At 75.9% G+C, this 23,406-nt stretch carries 2 protein-coding genes (1 of these 2 cut by a window edge); both read right to left on the bottom strand.

Going from position 1 to position 23,406, the window contains the following annotated elements; genetic code table 11:
• Entirely contained in the window at nucleotides 1-11,925 is an 11,925-nt protein-coding gene (locus M2302_RS09510) for a type I polyketide synthase (protein WP_280837537.1), read from the bottom strand.
• Nucleotides 11,922-23,406, bottom strand: partial view of a type I polyketide synthase gene (locus tag M2302_RS09515; protein ID WP_348529412.1) — the 3' portion only. 4,523 nt of this gene lie beyond the right edge of the window; 11,485 of the gene's 16,008 nt are visible here — the last part of the coding sequence; its start codon lies off the right edge, out of view; the stop codon is at nucleotides 11,922-11,924. The genes M2302_RS09510 and M2302_RS09515 overlap by 4 nt, the downstream gene beginning before the upstream one ends.

The following is a 23,406-nucleotide window of genomic DNA, read 5'->3' on the forward strand; positions in this document are numbered from 1 at the left end:
TCAGCCCCTAGGGGCGAGCGTCCCGAGCCACTCCTCGACGACCGCCGCGGCGACCGCCGCCCGGTCCTCGATCATGGTGAAGTGGGTGGCCGCGACGGTGCGATACTCGTGCGTCGGCTCCCAGGGGCGGGCCTGCCAGGAGCCGTCGTCGGCCGCGTCGGGCCGGAACGGCTCGGCCGCGCCGACGAAGAGCACCGGCGCCTCGACCAGGTCCAGCCGGAACCGGGGCACCAGGTCGAAGTAGCGGTTCATCCCCGACAGGGCGGCGCTGTTGAGCATCCCGAAACGGGCGTCGGCCTGGACCAGCCCGACGGTGAGCTGCTCCATCAGCCGGGACTGGTCCCGGTCGTCGGTGTCGACCCGGTAGGTGTCCATCAGCACCACGCCGGCGGGGCGCACCCCCAGGCTCCGTTCCAGGTGCCCGGCGGTGGCGTAGGCGAGCGTCCCGCCCGAGGAGTAGCCGATGAGGACGAACGGGCGCCCGGCGGCGGCCCGGACGACGCTCTCGGCCAGCACGTCGACCACCGCGTCCACCGAGTCGGGCAGCCGCTCCCCCGCGACGAAGCCCGGGTTGGTCAGCGACACCATCGGACGCCGGCCCCGGAACGCGGCGGCCAGCCGGGCGTGCTGGTGCGGGCCGCCGGTGGCCATCGGGGTGCTGATCCCGATGAGCACGGGTGACCCCGGGCCGTCGGCCATGGTGACGCCCGGTGGCACCGCCCCGAAGTCGGCGGCGCAGGTGAACCGGGCTCGCAGGTCGGCCACCGCCCGCAGCAGGTTGAAGCCCTTGAGCACCTCGTTGCCCAGCACCGCCGCCCGGAACAGCCCGGCCAGGGTGTCCGGCTCACCGGCCGGCTCCGGGGCGGGCGCGCCGCCGGCGGCCGGGGCCAGCTCGGCACGCAGGTGCCGGGCCAGCGCGGCGGGGTTCTTGTTGTCGAACACCGCCATCGGGGCCAACCGCAGCCCGGTCGCCGCGTTGAGCCGGTTGCGCAGCTCCACCGCGGCGAGCGAGTCGAAGCCCAGTTCGAGGAAGTCCCGCTCCGGGTCGACCGCCTCGGGGCCTTCGTGGCCGAGCACGGCGGCGGCGTGGCCGCGTACCAGCTCGGTGACCTGGCGCTCCTGTTCGGCCGGGGACTGGCCGGCGAGCCGGCGGGCGAACCACTCCGGGTCGACGGCGGCCGCGGCGCTGCGCCGGCGTACCCGGGGCAGCAGGCCACGCAGCAGCGCAGGCGGCTCGTCGGCGCGGGCGCGCAGCGCCGCCACGTCGACCTTCACCGGCACCAGCGTCGCGCGGGGACTGCGCAGCGCGGTGTCGAGCGCGGCCAGCCCTTCCGGCACGGTCAGCGCGGGCAGGCCCTGCCGGGCCATCCGTTGCAGGTCCGCCTCGGTGAGCCAGGCACCCAGGCCGACGTCGGTGCCCCAGAGCCCGTAGGCGACCGAGGTGGCGGGCAGGCCGGCCGCCACCCGGTGCTGCGCGAGCGCGTCGAGGAAGACGTTCGCCGTGGCGTACCCGCCCTGCCCGGCGGCGAGCACCAACCCGCCGGCCGAGGAGAAGAGCACGAACGCGGCCAGGCCGGCGTCGCGGGTCAGCTCGTGCAGGTGCCAGGCGGCGTCCACCTTCGGGCGCAGCACCCCGTCGATCCGCTCCGGGGTCAGCGACCCCACCACCCCGTCGTCCACCACCGCCGCCGCGTGCACCACGGCGGTCAGCGGACGCCGGTCAGGCACGCCGGCGAGCAGCGCGGCGAGCTGGTCGCGGTCGCCCACGTCGCAGGCCACCACGTCGGCGGTGGCGCCGAGCGCGGCGAGGTCGGCGCGGAGCTCGTCCACCCCGGGCGCCGCCGGCCCGCGCCGGCTGGTCAGCAGCAGGTGCCTGATCCCGTACGCCCCGGCGAGGTGCCGGGCCACCAGGGCGCCCAGCCCGCCGGTGCCACCGGTGATCAGCACGGTGCCGTCGGGGTCCAGCCCGGCCGGGGTGTCGGCCGGGGCGTACGGCTCGCGGACCAGGCGGGGCACCAGGACACGGCCGGAGCGGATCATCAGTTCCGGCTCGTCGGTGGCCAGGGCGGGCCCGAGGGCGTCCCGGGAGGCGGCGGCCCGGTCGGTGTCGAGCAGCACGAAGCGGCCGGGGTTCTCCGCCTGGGCGGCCCGGAGCAGGCCCCAGACCGGCGCCTGGGCCAGCGCCACGTCGGCCCCGTCGGCGCCGACCGCGCCCTCGGTGAGCAGGACCAGCCGGGCGGCGGTGAAGCGGGGTTCGGCGAGCCAGCACTGGACGAGGTCCAGGACCTGGTACACGCAGCCGCGGACACCGGCCAGGACGTCGACGCCGGTGTTCGGCTCGGCATTTTCGGCGGTGCCAGGTGTGGTCTCCGGGCGGGGAACCCGGAAGAGCACCACGCCGGGCGCCGGAAGGCCGGCGTCCACGGCGGCGGCGAGCGCGGCGAGGTCCGGGTAGCCGGGAAGGCTGCCGTCCCCACCGGACGCGACGAGATCCAGGTCGTTCGCCAGGCCGCCGTCCCCGTCGTGCAGGGCGAGATCCAGGTCGTTCGGCGGGCCGCCGTCCCCGTCGTGCAGGGCGAGATCCCGGTCGTTCGCCGGGCCGCTGTTCCGGCCGAGCGCCGGCAGATCCCGGTCGTTCGCCGGGCCGCCGTTGATGCCCAGCGCGGCGAAATCCCCGTCGTTCGCCAGGCCGACGGCCGGGCCGAGAGCGTCAAGGTCTGGGGCGGTCGCCGGAACGGCGTCGATGCCGGAAGCGGAAGGGGCCGGGGCGTTCGCCGGACCGGGGTCGGCTCCGGGCGTGGCGCGGTGCGGGCCCGGCTGGCCGATAACGGCCCATCCGGTGCCGGTGGTGGCGGTCGGCAGCTCGGCGGCGGGGGTCCAGGCGAGCCGGTACAGGCCGTCCTGCCGGCCCGGCGCGGCGGTCCGGAGCTGCGCCGCGTCGACCTCCCGCAGGGCGAGGGAGCCGACGGCGGCGACCGGCGCGCCGGAGAGGTCGGCCAGGTCGAGCGAGACCTCGCGTGGCCCGGTCGGGCGGATCGCGACCCGCAGCCCCCGGGCGCCGGTGGCGTGCGGGGTGACGGTGTTCCAGGAGAACGGCAGCATGGTGCCGCCCTGGTCGTCGGCGTCGCCGTCGGCGAGCCCGAGCACGTGCAGCGCGGCGTCGAGCAGGGCCGGGTGCAGCACGAACTGCTCGGCCTCGGCGTGCGCGGCGTCCGGCAGGCTGATCTCGGCGTACAGCTCGTCGCCGCGCTGCCAGGCGGCCCGCAGCCCCTGGAAGGTGGGCCCGTAGCCGTAGCCGCGCTCGGCCATCCGCTCGTACGCGTCGCCGGTCGGCAGCGGGGTCGCGCCCGGCGGTGGCCAGGCGGTCAGGTCCACGGCGGGCGCCGTGCCGCCGGCGCCGATCCGGCCGTCGGCGTGCCGGGTCCACGGGTCCGCCTCGCCAGCGCGGGAGTGGACGGTGACGGAACGGGAGCCGCCCTCGTCGGGTGGGCCGACGGCGACCTGAAGGGTGACCGCCGTGTTCTCGGGCAGTATCAGCGGGGCGTGCAGGATCAGCTCCTCGACCACCGGCGCGTCGGTCCGCTCGCCGGCGGCGACCGCCAGCTCGACGAAGCCGGTGCCGGGGAAGAGGACGGTGTCGCCGACCGTGTGGTCGGCGAGCCAGGGCTGGGTGTCGACGGAGAGCCGGCCGGTGAAGAGCACGCCGTCGGTGTCGGCGAGGGTGACCGACGCGCCGAGCAGCGGATGCTCGGTCGCGGCGAGACCGGCCTGGGTGGCCCCCTCGCCACCGGGCCGTTCCGGACGCCAGTAGCGCTGCCGCTGGAAGGGGTAGGTGGGCAGCTCGACGCGGGTGCCGGTGAGCAGTGCGGTCCAGTCGACGGGGGTGCCGGTGACGTGCAGCCTGGCCAGGGCGGTCAGGGCCTGCCGCTGTTCGTCGTGACCCCGCCGCAGGGACGGCACGACGGTGACGTCGTCGGTGAGGGTGCCCTCGATCATCGGGGTGAGGGCGGCGTCGGGACCGAGTTCCAGGAAGGTGGTCGCTCCTGCCTGGTGCAGGGTGGTGATGCCGTCGGCGAAACGGACCGCCTCGCGGACGTGGCGGACCCAGTAGTCGGGGTCGGTCAGCTCGGAGGTGGCCAGGGCGCCGGTCAGGTTCGACACGACCGGGAGTTGCGGCTCGGCGTAGGTCAGCTCTGCGGCGACGGCGCGGAACTCGTCGAGCATCGGGGCCATCAACCCACTGTGGAAGGCGTGACTCACCCGCAGGCGGGTCGTCTTGCGACCTTGCTTGGTGAACTGCTCGGCGACCGTGAGCACGGCGGCCTCGGGGCCGGAGATGACCACCGACCGGGGGCCGTTGACGGCCGCGATGTCCACACCACCAGCGGCCACGTGACCGCCACCATTGCCGGTGCCCGCACCGTTGCCGTTGCCGATGCCGGTCCCGGCTGAGTCGTTTACGTCATCAGGTCGATAGGACGCGACAGAGGCATCCTGTCCCGCCAGCGCCGCCCGCACCTCCCCCTCCGACGCCCGCACCGCCACCATCGCCCCACCAGACGGCAACGCCTGCATCAACCGACCCCGCGCCGCCACCAACCGAGCCGCATCCGCCAACGACAACACCCCGGCCACATGCGCCGCAGCCAACTCACCGATCGAATGCCCGGCCACGAAATCAGCCCGCACACCCCACGACTCCACCAGGCGGAACAGCGCCACCTCGACCGCGAACAGACCGGCCTGCGCATAGCCCGTCTGGCGGATCAGCTCCTCATCGTCACCCCAGACGACATCACGCAACGGCTGGTCCAGGTGCGCGTCCAGCTCGGCCACCACCGCATCGAAAGCAGCGGCGAAGACCGGGAACACGGCGTGCAGCGAGCGGCCCATACCCAGGCGCTGCGCGCCCTGACCGGTGAACAGCACCGCCAGCCGACCGGCCCGGGCCGTCCCCGACAGGACGGTCGTCGCCGTCCCGGTGTCGGCGAGGGTGGCCAGCCCGGCGAGGAGTTCGTCGCGGTCGGCGCCCAGCACGGCGGCCCGCTGTTCCAGGGCCGCGCGGCCGGTCGCCAGCGAATACGCCACGTCCGGCAGCCGCAGCTCCGGCCGGCCCGACAGGTGCCGGTGCAGCCGGGCGGCCTGGGCCCGCAGCGCCGCCTCGGAGCGGGCGGAGAGCAGCCAGGGCAGCGGTCCCTGCGTCCCGGCAGCCGGCTCCCCGGCGGCGGTCGCGGGCGGTGGGGCCTGTTCGAGGATGACGTGGGCGTTGGTGCCGGAGAGCCCGAACGAGGAGATGCCGGCCCGGCGCCGATGCCCGTTCGCCGACCACTCGCGGGGCCGGGTCAGCAGTTCCACCGCCCCGGCCGACCAGTCGACCTGCGGCGAGCGCTCCTCGGCGTGCAGCGTCGGCGGCAGCAGGCCGTGCCGCATCGCCTGCACCATCTTGATCACGCCGGCCACACCGGCGGCGGCCTGGGTGTGCCCCAGGTTCGACTTGATCGACCCCAGCCACAGCGGCCGGTCGGCGGGCCGGTCCTGACCGTAGGTGGCCAGCAGCGCCTGCGCCTCGATCGGGTCACCCAGGGTCGTACCCGTGCCGTGCGCCTCCACCACGTCCACCTCGGCGGCCGGCACACCGGCCGACGCCAGGGCGGCCCGGATCACCCGCTGCTGCGACGGACCGTTCGGCGCGAAGAAGCCGTTCGACGCGCCGTCCTGGTTGACGGCCGAGCCCCGCAACACGGCCAGCACCGGGTGGCCGAGCCGCTGGGCGTCGGACAGGCGCTCGACCAGCAGGAAGCCGGCGCCCTCGGCCCAGCCGGTGCCGTCGGCGCCCGCGCCGAAGGAGCGGCACCGGCCGTCCGGGGAGAGGCCGCGCTGCCGGGAGAACTCGATCAGGATCTCCGGGGTGGCCATCACGGTCACGCCGCCGGCGAGCGCCAGCGAGCACTCCCCCGACCGCAGCGCCTGCACCGCCAGGTGCAACGCCACCAGCGACGACGAGCAGGCGGTGTCCACCGCCACCGCGGGGCCCTCCAGGCCCAGCACGTACGACACCCGGCCGGCCGCCGCACTGCCGCCAGCGGAGCTGCCGTACCCGTAGTCGTGGTACATCAGGCCGGCGAAGACGCCGGTGGGGCTGCCCTTGAGCGTGCCCGGATCGATCCCGGCCCGCTCGAACGCCTCCCAGGCGCACTCCAGCAGCAGCCGCTGCTGCGGGTCGACCGCGTACGCCTCGTTGGGGCTGATGCCGAAGAAGCCGGCGTCGAAGTCGGCGGCGTCGGGCAGGAACCCGCCGGCCCGGGCGTAGCAGCGGCCGGGGCGGCCCGGCTCGGGGTGGTACAGGTCGTCGGCCCAGCCCCGGTCGGTGGGCAGCGGCGCGATCGCGTCCACCCCGTCGGCGACCAACCGCCACAGCTCCTCCGGCGAGCCGACCCCGCCGGGGAAGCGGCAGCTCATCCCGACGATGGCGATCGGCTCGTCCACCGGGCGCGGCCCGGCCTGGGCGGGGGCGTCGGCGGAGACCCCGGCGAGCAGCGAGTCGAGGTACGCGGCGACGGCGTCCGCGGTCGGGTAGTCGAAGATCAGCGTGGCGGGCAGCCGCAGGTCGGTCGCCGCGCCCAGCGCGTTGCGCAGTTCCACCGCCGACAGCGAGTCGAAGCCCAGCTCGGAGAAGGCGCAGTCCGGCACCACCGCCTCGGCGGAGTCGTACCCGAGGACGGCGGCGACCTGGGCGCGGACCAGGTCCCGTAGGGCGCGGAGCCGGTCGGGGCCGGACAGACCGGCGAACCGCCCGGCGGCGGCCGGGGTGTCGGTGGCCCGGCGCAACCGCCGGGGCGCCCGGACCAGGGCGCGCAGCAGCGCGGGTATGCCGGCGTCGGTGCGCACGGCGGCCGGGTCGATCCGGAGCGGGACGAGGGTGACCGGCCGGTCCCGCAGTGCGGTGTCGAACGCGGCCAGCCCGTCGGCCTCGGTGAGCGCGGGGAAGCCCTGCCGGGCCATCCGTTCCAGGTCGGCGTCGCTGAGCACGGCACCCAGCCCCGCGTCGGTGCCCCACAGCCCGTACGCCAGCGAGGTCGCCGGCAGCCCTCGGGCGGCCCGGTGCTCGGCGAGCCCGTCGAGGAAGACGTTCGCCGCCGCGTAGCCGGCCTGGCCGGCGGCGAGCACCAGCCCGCCCGCGGAGGAGAAGAGCACGAATGCGGACAGGTCCGCCTCGCGGGTCAGCTCGTGCAGGTGCCAGGCACCGTCCACCTTGGGCGCGAGGGTGGCCGCGAGCCGTTCCGGGGTGAGCGTGGCGGCCACGCCGTTGTCGGCGACCCCTGCGGCGTGCACCACGATCCGCAGCGGGTGGGCGGCGGGGATGTCGGCCAGCACCGTGGCCAGGGTCTCCCGGTCGGCGGCGTCGCAGGCCGCCACGCGTACCGTCGCGCCGAGCGTGGTCAGGTCGCCGACCAGCGCGTCCACGCCGGGTGCGGCGGGCCCGCGCCGGCTGGTGAGCACCAGGTGGCGGACGCCGTGCGCGGTGACCAGGTGCCGCGCCACCAGCGCCCCGAGCCCGCCGGTGCCCCCGGTGACCAGCGCCGTGCCGGCATCCGTTCCGCCGGCCGCCTGGTCGTCGCCGACCGCACGGTGGTCGCACGTGCCAAGGTCCGTCCCGGCGCGGTCGGCCGTGCCAGCGTCGACGGCGGTGCCGCCGAGCGTCGTAGCGGGTGCGGTGGCGTCGGTGGCGGGCGTCGCGGAGTCGGATACCGGGACGAGCCGGGGCACGAACAGGCGTCCGGCGCGCAGCGCCAGCTCCGGCTCGGCCGCCGCGAGGGCCGCCGGCAGCGCGGCCAAGGATTCCAGCCGGCCGTCGGTGTCGGCGAGGACGAACCGCTCCGGGTTCTCCGCCTGCGCCGCCCGGACCAGGCCCCAGACCGGCGCCTGGTCCAGCGCCACCCGGTCGTCGGGGCCGGTGACCACGGCCTCCCGGGTCAGCAGCACCAGCCGCGAGTCGGCGAACCGGTCGTCGGCCAGCCAGGCCCGCACGGCCGCCAGCGCCGCCCCGGTCACCTCCCGGACCGCCGCCGGCACGTCTCCGTCGCCGGCAGCGAGCGGCAGCAGCACCACCTCCGGTACGTCGGCCGCCGCGCCGACCGCGTCCAGATCCGCGTACGACGGCACCCCCGGCACCGCGCCGGCGTCGCCGACCACCGCCCAGCGGGACAAGTCCGGCGCCCCGTCCGGGGTGGCCGCCGGCTGCCAGCGCACCCGGTGCAGCACCTGGTCGCGGCCGGCCCGCACGCCGTCGAGCTGCGCGGCGGAGACCGGCCGGGACACCAGCGACCCGACGGTGAGCACCGGCTGCCCGGACGGGTCGGCGACGGTGAGGGTGACGCTGTCCGGCCCGGTGGGCGCCATCCGCAGCCGCAGCGCGGTGGCGCCGACGGCGTGCCGGGAGACGCCGTTCCAGGCGAACGGCAGCAGCGTCGCCCCGGAGCCGTCGTGGTCCTGGAGCAGGGAGGCGTGCATGGCGGCGTCGAGCAGGGCCGGGTGCAGGCCGAACCGGGCGGCGTCCGGGTGCGCCTCGTCGGGCAGGGCCACCTCGGCGTACAGCTCGTCGCCGCGTTCCCAGGCGGCCCGCAGCCCCTGGAACGTCGGCCCGTACGCGTACCCCCGCCCGCGCAACCGCTCGTACGCGCCCTCGGTGGCCAGCGGGGTCGCGCCCGGCGGCGGCCAGGCGGCCAGGTCGACGGACGGCGCGGCGGCCTCGGCGGCGAGCAGCCCGTCCGCGTGCAGTGCCCAGCAGCCGCCGGGGGCCCGGGAGTAGACGCCGACGGTACGGCGCCCGGCGGTGTCGGGGTCGCCGACGACCACCTGCACCATGACGTCGCCGCGTTCGGGCAGCACCAGCGGCGCGGTGAGGGTCAGCTCGTCGAGGCGGTGGCAGCCGGCCTCCTCACCGGCGCGCAGGGCGAGTTCGACCAGGCCGGTGCCGGGCAGCAGCACGGCGCCGAGCACGTCGTGGTCGGCGAGCCAGGGCTGGGCCTGCCGGGACAGCCGGCCGGTGAGGACGAGGCCGTCGGCGTGGGCGGTGGCCACGGCGGCCCGCAGCAGCGGATGGTCGACGGGGGTCAGGCCGAGCGCGGCCGGGTCGTCGCCGAGCGCGCCGGCCAGCCACGACTCGGCGAGGTAGCCGAGGGTGTGCAGCCAGTACCGCTGCCGCTGGAACGGGTAGGTGGGCAGCTCGACGGTGCGTGAGCTCTGCGGGAGCAGCGCGGTCCAGTCGACGGTGGTGCCGGTGACGTGCAGCCTGGCCAGGGCGGTCATGGCCTGCCGCTGTTCGTCGTGTCCCCGCCGCAGGCTGGGCACGACGGTGACCTCGTCGGTGAGGATGCCCTCGATCATCGGGGTGAGGGCGGTGTCCGGGCCCAGTTCGAGGAAGGTGGTCGCGCCTGCCTGGTGCAGGGCGGTGATGCCATCGGCGAAGCGGACCGCCTCGCGGACGTGGCGGACCCAGTAGTCCGGGTCGGTCAGCTCGGTCGTGGCGAGGGCACCGGTCAGGTTGGACACGACCGGAAGTTGCGGCTCGGTGTAGGTGAGGCTCGCCGCGACGGCACGGAAGTCGTCGAGCATCGGGTCCATCAGCCCGCTGTGGAACGCGTGACTCACCCGAAGACGGGTCGTTTTGCGACCTTGCTTGGCGAAGTGCTCGGCGACGTTCAGCACGGCCGCTTCGGGGCCGGAGATGACCACCGACCGGGGACCGTTCACGGCGGCGATGTCCACCCCGGCGCCTGCCGCCGCACCCTCGTCGTAGGGGGCTGAATCGTTTACGTCATCAGGTCGATAGGACGCGACAGAGGCATCCTGTCCCGCCAGCGCCGCCCGCACCTCCTCCTCCGACGCCCGCACCGCCACCATCGCCCCACCACCGGGCAACGCCTGCATCAACCGACCCCGCGCCGCCACCAACCGAGCAGCATCCGACAGCGACAACACCCCGGCCACGTGCGCGGCGGCCAACTCACCGATCGAGTGCCCCGCCACGAAATCAGCCCGCACACCCCACGACTCCACCAAGCGGAACAGGGCGACCTCGACCGCGAACAGACCGGCCTGCGCATAGCCCGTCCGCCGGATCAGCTCCTCATCGTCACCCCAGACCACGTCACGCAACGGCCGATCCAGGTGCTGATCCAGCTCCGCCACGACCGCATCGAAGGCAGCCGCGAACACCGGGTAGACCGCGTGCAGCGAGCGACCCATGCCCAGGCGCTGCGCGCCCTGACCGGTGAACAGCACCGCCAGCCGACCGGCCCGGGTCACGCCGGAGACGGCGTTGGGAGCCCGCTCCCCCGCCGCCACCGCCGCCAGCCCGGCGGACAGCTCGGCCGGATCCGCGCCGAGCACCACCGCCCGGTGGCCGAACGTCGCCCGACCGGTGACCAGGGTTCGGGCCGCGGCGCCCAGCTCCACCGGCGCGAGATGCGCGGCGACACCGGCGAAGCGGTCCGCGAGTTCGCGTAGCGCCGGGTCGGACTTCGCCGACAGCACCCAGGGCACCACCGACGAGGGCACGCCGGCGTCCGGCTGCGGGGCGGACTCCGGGGCCCGTTCGACGATGACGTGGGCGTTGGTGCCGGAGAGGCCGAACGACGAGATGCCGGCCCGGCGCGGATGCCCCTCCGCCGGCCACTCGCGTGCCTCGGTCAGCAGCTCGACCGCGCCGGACGACCAGTCCACCTGGGGCGAGCGCTCCTCGGCGTGCAGGGTCCGGGGCATCAGCCCGTGCCGCATCGCCTGCACCATCTTGATGACGGCGGCGACGCCGGCGGCGGCCTGGGTGTGCCCGAGGTTCGACTTGATCGACCCGAGCCGGAGCGGCCGGTCCGCGGGCCGGTCCCGCCCGTACGTGGCGAGCAGGGCCTGGGCCTCGATCGGGTCGCCGAGCGTGGTGCCGGTGCCGTGCGCCTCCACGACGTCCACCTCGGCGGCCGGGACGCCGGCCGAGGCGAGGGCGGCGCGGATCACCCGCTGCTGGGCGGGGCCGTTCGGGGCGAAGAAGCCGTTCGACGCGCCGTCCTGGTTGACGGCCGTGCCGCGAACCACCGCCAGCACCGGGTGGCCGAGGCGTTGGGCGTCCGAGAGGCGTTCCACCAGCAGGAAGCCGGCGCCCTCGCCCCAGCCGGTGCCGTCGGCGCCCGCCCCGAACGACTTGCACCGGCCGTCCGGGGCCAGCCCCCGCTGGCGGCTGAACTCGACGAAGGCCTCCGGCGTCGCCATCACCGCCGCGCCACCGGCGAGCGCCAGGGTGCACTCCCCCGAGCGCAGCGCCTGCACCGCCAGGTGCAACGCGACCAGCGACGACGAGCAGGCGGTGTCCACGGTGACCGCCGGACCCTCCAGCCCCAGCGCGTACGCCACCCGGCCCGAGGCGACCGAGCCGGTGGCGTGGCTGCTGGCGTAGTCGTGGTACATCAGCCCGGCGAACACCCCGGTACGGCTGCCGCGCAGCGTGCCGGGGTCGATGCCGGCCCGCTCGAACGCCTCCCAGGCGCACTCCAGCAGCAGCCGCTGCTGCGGGTCCATGATGGTCGCCTCGTTGGGGCTGATCCCGAAGAACGCCGGGTCGAAGGCGGCAGCGTCGGTGAGGAACCCGCCCTGCCGGACGTAGCTGGTGTGCGGCCGCTCGCCAGTCGGGTCGTAAAGCTCGTCGACGTTCCAGCCCCGGTCGGCGGGGAAGTCGCCGATCGCGTCGACGCCGTCGGCGACCAGCCGCCACAGCTGCTCCGGCGTGCTCACCCCGCCAGGGAAGCGGCAGCTCATCCCGATGATCGCGACCGGCTCGTGGGCGGCCGCGGTGAGCCGCCGGTTCTGCGCGCGCAGCCGCTCGGTCTCCTTGAGCGAGCTGCGCAGCGCGGCGACGAGCTTGTCGTCGGTCATCGAGGGTCTCCCGTCATGAGGTCGTCGAGGTCCTGGTCGCCCAGCGCCATGCTGATCAGGTCGTCGGCGTCCATCTCGTCGATCGAGCGGCCGGCCTCGTCGTCCGCCGTGGCCGGGTCCGGCGTGGGGGCGAGCCCACCGAGTTCGAGCAGCCGGTCCAACAGCCCGGCCTCCCGCAGCCGGCTCAGCGGGATGCCCTGGAGGACCTCCCGCACCCGGTCCTCGGGCAGCCCGTCGGCCGGCACCGGGGCCAGCGCGTCGGCCAGTTCGGCGGCGAGGACCCGCGCGTTGGGGTGGTCGAAGACCAGCGTCGCGGGCAGGCGCAGGCCGGTGGCGGTGTTGAGCTGGTTGCGGAACTCCACCGCGCTCAGTGAGTCGAAGCCGAGTTCCTGGAACGCCCGGTCCGGGTCGACGTCCTGGGGGCCGGCGTGCCCGAGGATCGCCGCCGCCTGGGTGAGCACGACGTCGAGCAGCGCGGCCTCGCGCTCGTCGGCCGGCAGCGCGGCGAGCCGCCGGGTCAGCGCCGCGGCGTCCGGTCCGGCCCCGCCACCGGCGCGCGCCGGTCGCCGCACCAGACCGCGGAAGAGCGGCGGCAGGTCGGGTACGCCGGCCAGCGCCGCCAGGTCCAGCGCCACCGGTACGACCACCGCCGCGTCGGTGGCGGCGGCCGCGTCCAGCAGGGCGAGCCCTTCGGCGGGCGCGAGCGGACGGACGCCGGTCCGCTCGACGCGGGCCCGGTCGCCGGCGGTGAGGTCGGCGGCCATTCCCGCGTCGCCGGCCCAGGCTCCCCAGGCGAGCGACTGGGCGGGCCGGCCGGCGGCCCGGCGGTGGGCGGCGAGCGCGTCGAGGCAGGCGTTGGCGGCGGCGTAGCTGCCCTGGCCCGGGTTGCCGACCACACCGGCGGCGGAGGAGAAGAGCACGAACGCGGTGAGCGGCAGGTCGGCGGTCAGCTCGTGCAGGTGCAGCGCCGCGTCCACCTTGGGGCGGAACACGACGTCGACGCGGTCCGGGGTGAGCGACCCGATCACACCGTCGTCGAGCACACCGGCGGAGTGCACGACCCCGGTGAGCGGGTGCGCCGGGTCGAGCCCGGCCAGCAGGGCCGCCACGGCGTCCCGGTCGCTGATGTCGCAGGCGGCGAGCCGGACGTCCGCGCCGAGCGCGGTCAGCTCGGCGACGAGGTCGTCCGCCCCCGCCGCTGCGGCGCCCCGCCGGCTGGTGAGCAGCAGCCGGCGTACGCCGTGCGTGCTGACCAGGTGCCGGGCGACGAGCCGGCCGAGCAGGCCGGTCGCGCCGGTGACCAGCACCGTCCCCTCGGCGCCGAACACGCTGGCCGGCGGGGCGTCCGGGCTGGCCGCGAGCCGGGCGAGCCGAGGGACGTGGGCGACGCCGGTGCGGACGGCGACCTGCGGTTCCCCCGTGGCGACGGCCAGGGCGAGCGCCGCCGGGTCGTCCGGGTCGTCGAGGTCGGCCAGGACGATCCGGTCGGGCTGCTCCGACTGCGCGGAGCGGACCAGCCCCCAGACGGCGGCACCGGCCAGGTCGCCGGCCTCCTCGTCGGCCACCGCGACCGCCCCCCGGGTGACCACCACCAGGCTGGACCGGGCGTACCGGTCGTCGGCGAGCCAGGTCTGGACCCGCGCCAGGGCCCGGTGGGTCGCCCGGTGCACGGCGGCGGCGTCCCGGCCGGGCTCCGACCGCAGCACCACCACCTCGGGTACGTCGTCGCGGACGTCCTCCCACGCCGCCCAGCGCACCGGGGGCGCGGTCAGCGGCGCGGCGGGCTGCCAGGTCAGCCGGTACAGGGGTTCGTTCCGGTTGGCGGCGAGCTGGGCGGCGGAGAGTTCCCGCAGGGTGAGCGACTCCACCGAGGCGACCGGCAGGCCGGCCGCGTCGGCGATGTCGAGGCGTACCCCGTCGCCGGCCGGGGTGACCCGGACCCGGACGGTGGTGGCGTCGGGGACCGCGACGGTGACACCGGCGAAGGCGAACGGCAGCCGGACCGGCCCGACCTGGCCGGCGTCGAGGCCGACCGCCTGGAGGCAGGCGTCGAGGAGGGCCGGGTGCATCCGGTACCCGTCGTCGGCGCCGTCCCCGGCCGGCAGGGCCACCTCGGCGTACACCTGCTCGCCGGCGGTCCAGGCGGCGCGCAACCCCTGGAACGCCGGCCCGTACGCCAGTCCGGCGGCGGCCTGGGCGTCGTACCGCCCGGTGAGATCGACCGGGACGGCACCCGGCGGCGGCCACGCGGCCAGGTCGAACGACGGCGGCCGGGTGGCCGGGGCGACGGCGCCGGTGGCGTGCCGGGTCCACGGCTGGTCCGGTCCGCCGTCACGGGAGTGGACGGTGACCGGCCGGCTGCCCGCCTCGTCGGCCGCGCCGAGCAGCACCTGGACGGTGACCCCGCCGCGTTCCGGTACGACCAGCGGCGCCTCGAGGACCAGTTCGGTGAGCCTGTCGCAGCCGACCTGCCCGCCCGCGCTGAGCGCCAGTTCCACGAACCCGGTGCCCGGCAGGAGGATCGCGTCGCCCACCACGTGGTCGGCCAGCCAGGGCTGGCTGTGCACGGAGAGCCGTCCGGTGAGGACGGTGCTGTCCGAGCCGGCGAGGGTGACGGCGGCGCCGAGCAGCGGGTGGCGGGCGGCGTCGACCCCGACCGCGCCGAGGTCCCCGTCGGCGGTGCTGCTCCGCTGCCAGTACCGCTGCCGCTGGAACGGGTAGGTGGGCAGCTCGATCGTGCGGGTGGTCTGCGGGAGCAGGGCGGTCCAGTCGACGGTGGTGCCGGTGACGTGCAGCCTCGCGAGGGCGGTGAGGGCTTGGCGGTGATCGTCGTGTCCCCGCCGCAGGCTGGGGATGACGGTAACGTCGTCGGTGAGGATGCCCTCGATCATCGGGGTGAGCGCGGCGTCCGGGCCGAGTTCCAGGAACGTGGTCGCTCCCGCCTGGTACAGGGCGGTGATGCCATCGGCGAAACGGACCGCCTCGCGCACGTGCCGGACCCAGTAGTCCGGGTCGGTCAGCTCGCTGCTGGCCAGGGCGCCGGTCAGGTTCGACACGACCGGGAGCTGCGGCTCGGCGTAGGCCAGGCCCGCCGCGACGGCCCGGAACTCGTCGAGCATCGGGTCCATCAGCCGACTGTGGAAGGCGTGACTCACTCGCAGCCGGGTGGTCTTGCGGCCCAGGTTGGTGAAGTGTTCGGCGACCGCGAGCACGGCGGTTTCGGGCCCGGAGATGACCACGGACCGGGGGCCGTTGATGGCCGCGATGTCCACACCAGCGCCTGCCGCCAGGCCGATGTCGGTGCCGGTGCCGTTGCCGTTGCCGTTGCCGTTGCCGTTGCCGTTGCCGTTGGAGTCTGAGTCGTTTACGACATCAGCTCCAAAGGCGCCGACCACGACGCCCGGACCCGCCAGCGCCGCCCGCACCTCCTCCTCCGACGCCTGAATGGCGACCATCGCCCCACCAACGGGCAACGCCTGCATCAACCGACCCCGCGCCGCCACCAACCGAGCAGCATCCGCCAGCGACAACACCCCGGCCACGTGCGCGGCGGCCAGCTCACCGATCGAGTGCCCGGCCACGAAGTCCGGCCGCACACCCCACGACTCCACCAGCCGGAACAACGCCACCTCGACCGCGAACAACCCGGCCTGCGCGTAACCCGTCCGCCGGATCAGCTCCTCATCGTCACCCCAGACGACATCACGCAACGGCCGGTCCAGATGCGCGTCCAGCTCCGCCACCACCGCGTCGAACGCAGCGGCGAACACCGGGAACACCGCGTGCAGCTCACGACCCATCCCAAGGCGCTGCGCGCCCTGACCGGTGAACAGCACCGCCAGCCGACCACCCGGCCGGGCCACGCCGGTGACCAGGCCGGGAGCGCCGACGCCGGCCGCCAGAGCGGTCAGGCCGGCGGACAGCTGCGCCGGGTCCGCGCCGAGCACCACCGCCCGGTGGCCGAAGAGCGCCCGCCCGATGGCGAGCGTCCGGCCCACCGCCGGCACGTCGGCCGGGTCGATCCGGGCGGCGAGGTCGGCCAGCCGTCCGGCCAGGTCGCGTACGGCGGTGTCGGACCGCGCCGACACCGGCCAGGGCAGCAGGCCGTCGACCGGTGGGGGCGTGGACGCATCACCGTCGGCGGGCGGCTCCTCGATGATCACGTGGGCGTTGGTGCCGGAGAGGCCGAAGGAGGAGATCCCGGCCCGGCGCGGATGCCCGTTCGCCGCCCACTCGCGTGCCTCGGTCAGCAGCTCGACCGCGCCGGCGGACCAGTCGACCTGCGGCGAGCGCTCCTCGGCGTGCAGGGTCCGGGGCATCAGCCCGTGCCGCATCGCCAGGATCATCTTCATCACCCCGGCCATCCCGGCGGCGGCCTGGGTGTGGCCGACGTTCGACTTGACCGAACCCAGCCAGAGCGGCCGGTCCCCCGGGCGGTCCTGCCCGTAGGTGGCCAGCAGCGCCTGCGCCTCGATCGGGTCGCCGAGGGTCGTACCCGTGCCGTGCGCCTCGACCACGTCCACCTCGGCGGCCGGCACCCGGGCCGAGGCGAGCGCCGCGCGGATGACCCGTTGCTGGGCGGGGCCGTTCGGCGCGGTCAGGCCGTTCGACGCGCCGTCGGAGTTGACCGCCGAGCCGCGCACCACGGCGAGGACGGGGTGGCCGTGGCGGCGGGCGTCGGAGAGGCGTTCCACCAGCAGCAGGCCGGCCCCCTCAGAGAAGCCGGTGCCGTCGGCGCCCGCCGCGAAGGACTTGCACCGGCCGTCCGGGGAGAGCCCGCGCTGCCGGCTGAACTCGACGAAGGTGTCCGGGGTGGCCATCACGGTCACCCCGCCGGCGAGCGCGAGCGTGCACTCCCCGGACCGCAGCGCCTGGGCGGCCAGGTGCAGCGCGACCAGCGAGGACGAGCAGGCGGTGTCGACGGTGACCGCCGGCCCCTCCAGCCCGAAGGCGTAGGCGACGCGGCCGGAGGCGATCGAGCCGGTGTTCGTGTTGTCCTGGTAGTCGTGGTACATCACGCCGGCGAAGACGCCGGTGGGGCTGCCCTTGAGCGTGCCCGGGTCGATGCCGGCCCGCTCGAAGGTCTCCCAGGCGCACTCCAGCAGCAACCGCTGCTGCGGATCCATCGCCACCGCCTCGTTCGGGCTGATGCCGAAGAAGCCGGCGTCGAACTCGGCGGCCTCGGCGAGGAAGCCGCCGGAACGGGAATAGGTCCGCCCCTCGGCACCCCGCTCCGGGTGGTAGATGCCGTCGACGTCCCAGCCCCGGTCGGCGGGGAACTCGCCGATCGCGTCCACGCCGTCGGCGACCAGCCGCCACAGCTGCTCGGGCGAGCCGACGCCGCCGGGGAAGCGGCAACTCATCGCGACGATGGCGATCGGCTCGTCGACCGGCCGCGCCGCCGGGGCGTCCGTGGTCGCAGCCGCCTCGCCGGGGGTGAGCACCTCGTCGAGGTGCGCGGCCACGGCGAGCGCCGTGGGGTGGTCGAAGACCAGGGTGGCCGGCAGCCGCAGCCCGGTGACCGCCGTCAGCCGGTTGCGCAGTTCCACCGCCGACAGCGAGTCGAAACCGAGGTCCTTGAACGCCTGGTCGGGCTGGACGGCGTCCACCGTGGCGTGGCCGAGCACGGCGGCGATCTCGACGCGTACCAGATCGAGGAGGGCCTCGCGGCGCTCGGACCCGGACCGGCCGGCGAGCCGGCGGCGCAGGTCGTCACCGCCGGCGGGCGCGGTCATGCCGGCTCGCGCGACCGGCCGGGCCGGCGGGACGAGGCCGCGCAGGGCGGCCGGGAGGGGTTGACTGGCGGCGACCGCGCGCAGGGCCGGCAGGTCGAGCCGGACCGGCACCCGCAGCGGCTCGGCGGCGTCGAGCGCCGCCGTGAACAGGGCCAGCCCTTCGGTGCGGGTGAGCGGGGGGAAGCCGTTGCGGCCCAGCCGGCGCAGCTCGGCGGCGGTGAGCCGGTCGCCCATCCCGTCGGCCGCCCACAGTCCCCAGGCCAGCGAGACGGCCGGCAGCCCGGCGGCGCGGCGGTGCGCGGCCAGGGCGTCGAGGAAGACGTTCGCGGCGGCGTAGCCGCTCTGGCCGGGCGCGCCGAGCACCCCGGCCGCCGACGAGAAGAGCACGAACATCCGCAGGTCACGGGTGAGTTCGTGCAGGTGCCAGGCGGCGGTCGCCTTGGGGGCGAGGACGGCGTCGACCCGCTCGGGAGTGAGCGCGGCGAGCACGCCGTCGTCGAGCACGCCGGCGGCGTGCACCACCCCGGTCAGCGGACGGGCGGCGGGCACGCTGGCCAGCAGCCGGGTCAGCGCGTCCCGGTCGGCGACGTCGCAGGCGGCGACGGTGACGTCGCCACCCAGGTCGGCCAGCTCCGCGACCAGGTCGCGGGCGCCGGGTGCGTCGATGCCGCGCCGGCTGGTCAGCAGCAGGTGCCGGACGCCCAGCTCGGTGACGAGGTGCCGGGCGACCAGCGCGCCGAGGCCGCCGGTGCCGCCGGTGACCAGGACGGTGCCGTGCTCGTGCGGCGCGACCGGGGTCGCGGTCTCCGCCGCGCGGACCAGCCGCGGCACCCGGATCTCGCCGCCGCGCAGCGCCGCCTCCGGCTCGCCGCAGGCCAGCGCCGCGGGCAGGCGGCGACCCGATTCGACGGTACGGTCGACGTCCAGCAGCCCGAACCGGCCCGGATGTTCGGCCTCCGCCGCCCGGACCAGGCCCCACAGGGGCGCGGTGACGAGGTCCACCTCACCGTCGGCCACCGGTACGGCCGCCGTGGTGAGCAGCACCAGCCGGGCCGCGCCGAAGCGGGCGTCGGCGATCCAGTCCTGGGTCAGCCGCAACGTCCACGCCACCGCCGCGCGCAGCCGCGCCGGCACGTCGTCGCCGGTGAACGCCGGCACGGTGACCAGCACCCGGTCGGGCAGCGGTGCACCCGCGTCGACGGCATCGGCGAACGCGGCGAGGTCGGGGTGGGCCGGCAGCTCCGCCGCGCCCGCCGGCGGCGTACCGACCAGCACGACCGATCCGGTCCCGGCCGGCGGGGCGGGCGTGGTCAGCGGCACCCAGTCGAGCCGGTACATCGCCTCGGGTCGGGTGCCGGGGTCGAGCTGGTCGGCGCTGACCGCGCGGTAGTCCAGCGAGTCGACGGTGAGCACCGGCTGCCCGGCCGCGTCGGCCACCGTGACGGTGGCGCTGCGGGGGCCGCGGCGGGTGATGCGTACGCGCAGTGCGGTCGCGCCGGCGGCGTGCAGGGACACCCCGCTCCAGGAGAACGGCAGCAACGCGTCCCCGGTCGACGGGTCGGTGGCGTCGCGGTCGGCGGCGTCGAGCAGGGCGGCGTGCAGGCCGGCGTCGAGCAGCGCGGGGTGCAGGCCGAAGCGGGCGGCGTCCGGGTGGGCCGGCTCGGGGAGCACGACCTCGGCGTACACCTCGTCGCCGTGCCGCCAGGCCGCCCGCAGGCCCTGGAACGTCGGCCCGTACGCGTAGCCGTCGGCGAGCAGCCGCTGGTAGCCGTCGTCCACCGGAAGCGGGCTCGCGCCGGCCGGCGGCCAGGTGTCCAGCGGCGCGGCCGGTGCGGGTACGGACGCCGAGAGCAGCCCGATGGCGTGCGCCGTCCAGGCGGTGTCCTCGGCGTCGTCGCCGGAGTAGACGGCGACGGTACGGTTGCCGGCCTCGTCCGCCCCGCCGACGACGACCCGCAGCACGACCGGCGCGTGGTCGGGCAGCGGCAGCGGCGCCTGGAGGGTCAGCTCGACCAGGTGGGGGCAGCCGACCCGGTCACCGGCGTACACGGCCAGGTCGACGAGGGCGGAGCCGGGCAGCAGCACCGTCCCGGCGACGGCGTGGTCGGCGAGCCACGAATGGGTGGCGAGCGAGACCCGTCCGGTCAGCACCACCTCGCCGGAGTCCGGTACGACCAGCTCGGCGCCGAGCAGCGGGTGGCGCAGCGCGGCGAGGCCGGCGGCGACGACCTCGCCGTCGCCCGCCCCGGCCCAGGCGTCGGCCCAGTACTCCCGGGCGTCGGCCCAGTAGCGCTGCCGCTGGAACGGGTAGGTGGGCAGCTCGACGCGGGCGCCGGTGAGCAGTGCGGTCCAGTCGACGGTGGTGCCGGTGACGTGCAGCCTCGCCAGGGCAATCAGGGCCTGCCGGTGTTCGTCATGACCCCGCCGCAGGGACGGCACGACGGTGACCTCGTCGGTGAGGATGCCCTCGATCATCGGAGTGAGCGCGGCGTCCGGGCCGAGTTCCAGGAACGTGGTCGCGCCGGCGGTGTGCAGGGCGGTGATGCCGTCGGCGAAACGCACGGCCTCGCGCACGTGCCGGACCCAGTAGTCCGGGTCGGTCAGCTCGATGCTCGCCAGGGCGCCGGTCAGGTTCGACACCACCGGGAGTTGCGGCTCTGCGTAGGTCAGCTCCGATGCGACGGCGCGGAACTCGTCGAGCATCGGGTCCATCAGCCCGCTGTGGAAGGCGTGACTCACCCGCAGCCGCGTGGTCTTGCGGCCCAGGTTGGTGAAGTGCTCGGCGACCGCGAGCACGGCGACCTCGGGGCCGGAGATGACCACCGACCGGGGGCCGTTGACGGCCGCGATGTCCACACCAGCAAGCCCTGCCGGACCGTTGTCCGTGCCGGTCGCCGCAATTGGGCCGAGGTCGGTGCCGTTGCCCACGACCCGACCAGCGCCAGTGCCGGTGCCGGTGCCGGTGCCGGTGCCGGTGGAAGCTGAGTCGTTTACGACATCAGCTCCAAAGGATCCGACCACAACACCCGGACCCGCCAGCGCCGCCCGCACCTCCTCCTCCGACGCCTGCACCGCCACCATCGCCCCGCCGACGGGCAACGCCTGCATCAACCGCCCGCGCGCCGCCACCAGCTTTGCGGCGTCGGCCACCGACAACACCCCCGCGACGTGCGCAGCGGCCAACTCACCAATCGAGTGCCCGGCCACGAAGTCCGGCCGCACACCCCACGACTCCATCAAGCGGAACAGAGCGACCTCGACCGCGAACAGACCGGCCTGCGCGTAACCCGTCCGCCGGATCAGCTCCTCGTCGTCACCCCAGACGACATCACGCAACGGCCGGTCCAGGTGCGCATCCAGCTCCGCCACCACCTCGTCGAAGGCAGCGGCGAACACCGGGAAGGCGCCGTGCAGCGAGCGACCCATCCCGAGGCGCTGCGCGCCCTGACCGGTGAACAGCACCGCCAGCCGACCACCCGATCGGGCCACGCCGGACACGAGCGTCGGGTCGGGCGTGCCGGCCGCGAGGGCGTCGAGGCCGCGCCGCAGCTCGGTCCGGTCGGCGCCGAGGACGACGGCCCGCCGTTCCCATCGGGCCCGTCCGGTGGCGAGGGACCACCCGATGTCGCCGTCACGCAGGTCGGGGTGCCCGCCGGCGTACGCGGAGAGCCGCCCGGCCTGGGCCCGCAGCGCCGCCTCCGACCGGGCGGACACCAGCCAGGGCACGACCGGGCCGGCGGCGTCCGGGGCAGGGCCGGCCGGCGCCGGGGATTCGTCCGGGGCCTGCTCGATGATGACGTGCGCGTTGGTGCCACTGATGCCGAACGACGACACCCCGGCCCGGCGCGGATGCCCGTTCACCGGCCACTGACGCGCCTCGGTCAACAGCTCCACCGCACCGGCGGACCAGTCCACCTGCGGCGACGGCGCGTCCACGTGCAGCGTCCGGGGCATCGCCCCGTGCCGCATGGCGAGGACGACCTTCATCACCCCGGCCACCCCGGCCGCCGCCTGCGTGTGGCCCAGGTTCGACTTGACCGAACCCAGCCAGAGGGGCCGGTCGGCGGGGCGCTCCCGGCCGTACGTGGCGAGCAGGGCCTGCGCCTCGATCGGGTCGCCGAGGGTCGTGCCCGTGCCGTGCGCCTCGACCAGGTCGACCTCGGCGGCCGGGACGCCGGCCGAGGCGAGCGCGGCGCGGATCACCCGCTGCTGGGACGGGCCGTTCGGCGCGGTCATGCCGTTGGACGCGCCGTCCTGGTTGACCGCCGAGCCGCGCACCACGGCGAGGACCGGGTGACCGTTGCGGCGGGCGTCGGAGAGCCGCTCGACCAGCAGGAACCCGGCGCCCTCGGCGATGCCGGTGCCGGCCGCGGCGGCGGCGAAGGCGCGGCAGCGGCCGTCCGGGGACAGTGCCCGCTGCCGGCTGAACTCGACGAAGATCTCCGGGGTGGCCATCACGCTGACCCCGCCGGCCAGCGCCAGGTCGCACTCCCCCGACCGCAGCGCCTGCGCGGCCAGGTGCAGCGCCACCAGCGAGGACGAACAGGCGGTGTCGATGGTCATCGCCGGCCCCTCCAGGCCGAGCACGTACGCCACCCGACCCGAGGCGACCGCGCCGGTGCCGCTGTTGGCCGGGTAGTCGTGGTACATCAGGCCGGCGAAGACGCCGGTGGGGCTGCCCTTGAGCGTGCCCGGGTCGATGCCGGCCCGCTCGAAGGTCTCCCAGGCGCACTCCAGCAGCAGCCGTTGCTGCGGGTCCATGCCCAGCGCCTCGTTCGGGCTGATCCTGAAGAACGTGGGGTCGAAGTCGGCGGCGTCGTGGAGGAAGCCGCCGGAGCGGGTGTAGCTGCTGTTCGGCGTGGTGAAGTCGGGGTCGTGGAGCTGGTCGACGTTCCAGCCCCGGTCGGCCGGGAAGTCGCCGATCGCGTCCACCCCGTCGGCGACCAGCCGCCACAGCTCCTCCGGCGAGCTGACCCCGCCGGGGAAGCGACAGCTCATCGCGACGATGGCGATCGGCTCGTCAACCGGCTTCGCCGCCGCCACGGCGGACGTCACGGCGGCGGTACCGGAGAGCTCGTCGACCAGGAAGCGGGCCAGCCCGGCCGGTGAGGGGTAGTCGAAGACCGCGGTGACCGGCAGCCGCAGGCCGAGGGTCTGGTTGAGCCGGTTGCGGAACTCGACCGCGGTGAGCGAGTCGAAGCCCAGCTCGCGGAACGCCCGCTCCGGGGCGACGGCGGCGGCGGAGGTGAAGCCGAGCACCAGCGCCACCCGGTCCAGGACCAGGTCGAGCAGCGCCTGCTCACGGTCCGCTTCGGGCAGCCGGAGCAGCCGGTCCACCAGGGAACCGGCGTCGGCGCGTACCCCGGCGGCGCTGCGCCGGGCGACCGGCAGCAGGGTACGGAACAGCGCCGGCACGTCGCCCTGGGCGCGTACGGCGGCGAGGTCGAATTGGACCGGCAGCAGCAGGGCGTCGGGGCGGTCCAGGGCAGCGTCGAGCAGGGTCAGCCCCTCGTCGACGGTGAGGCCGATCATGCCGCTGCGGGAGATGCGCGCCCGGTCGACGCCGCCGAGCCGCCCGGTCATGCCGGTGGCCTGCGCCCAGAACCCCCAGGCCAGGCACTGGCCGGCGAGCCCCTGCGCCCGGCGGTGCGCGGCGAGGCCGGCGAGGAACGCGTTCGCCGCCGCGTAGTTGCCCTGCCCGGGCGCGCCGACCACGCTGGCCGCGGAGCCGAACAGGACGAACGCG

Source organism: Micromonospora sp. A200 (assembly GCF_029893845.1).
Lineage (GTDB): Bacteria > Actinomycetota > Actinomycetes > Mycobacteriales > Micromonosporaceae > Micromonospora > Micromonospora purpureochromogenes.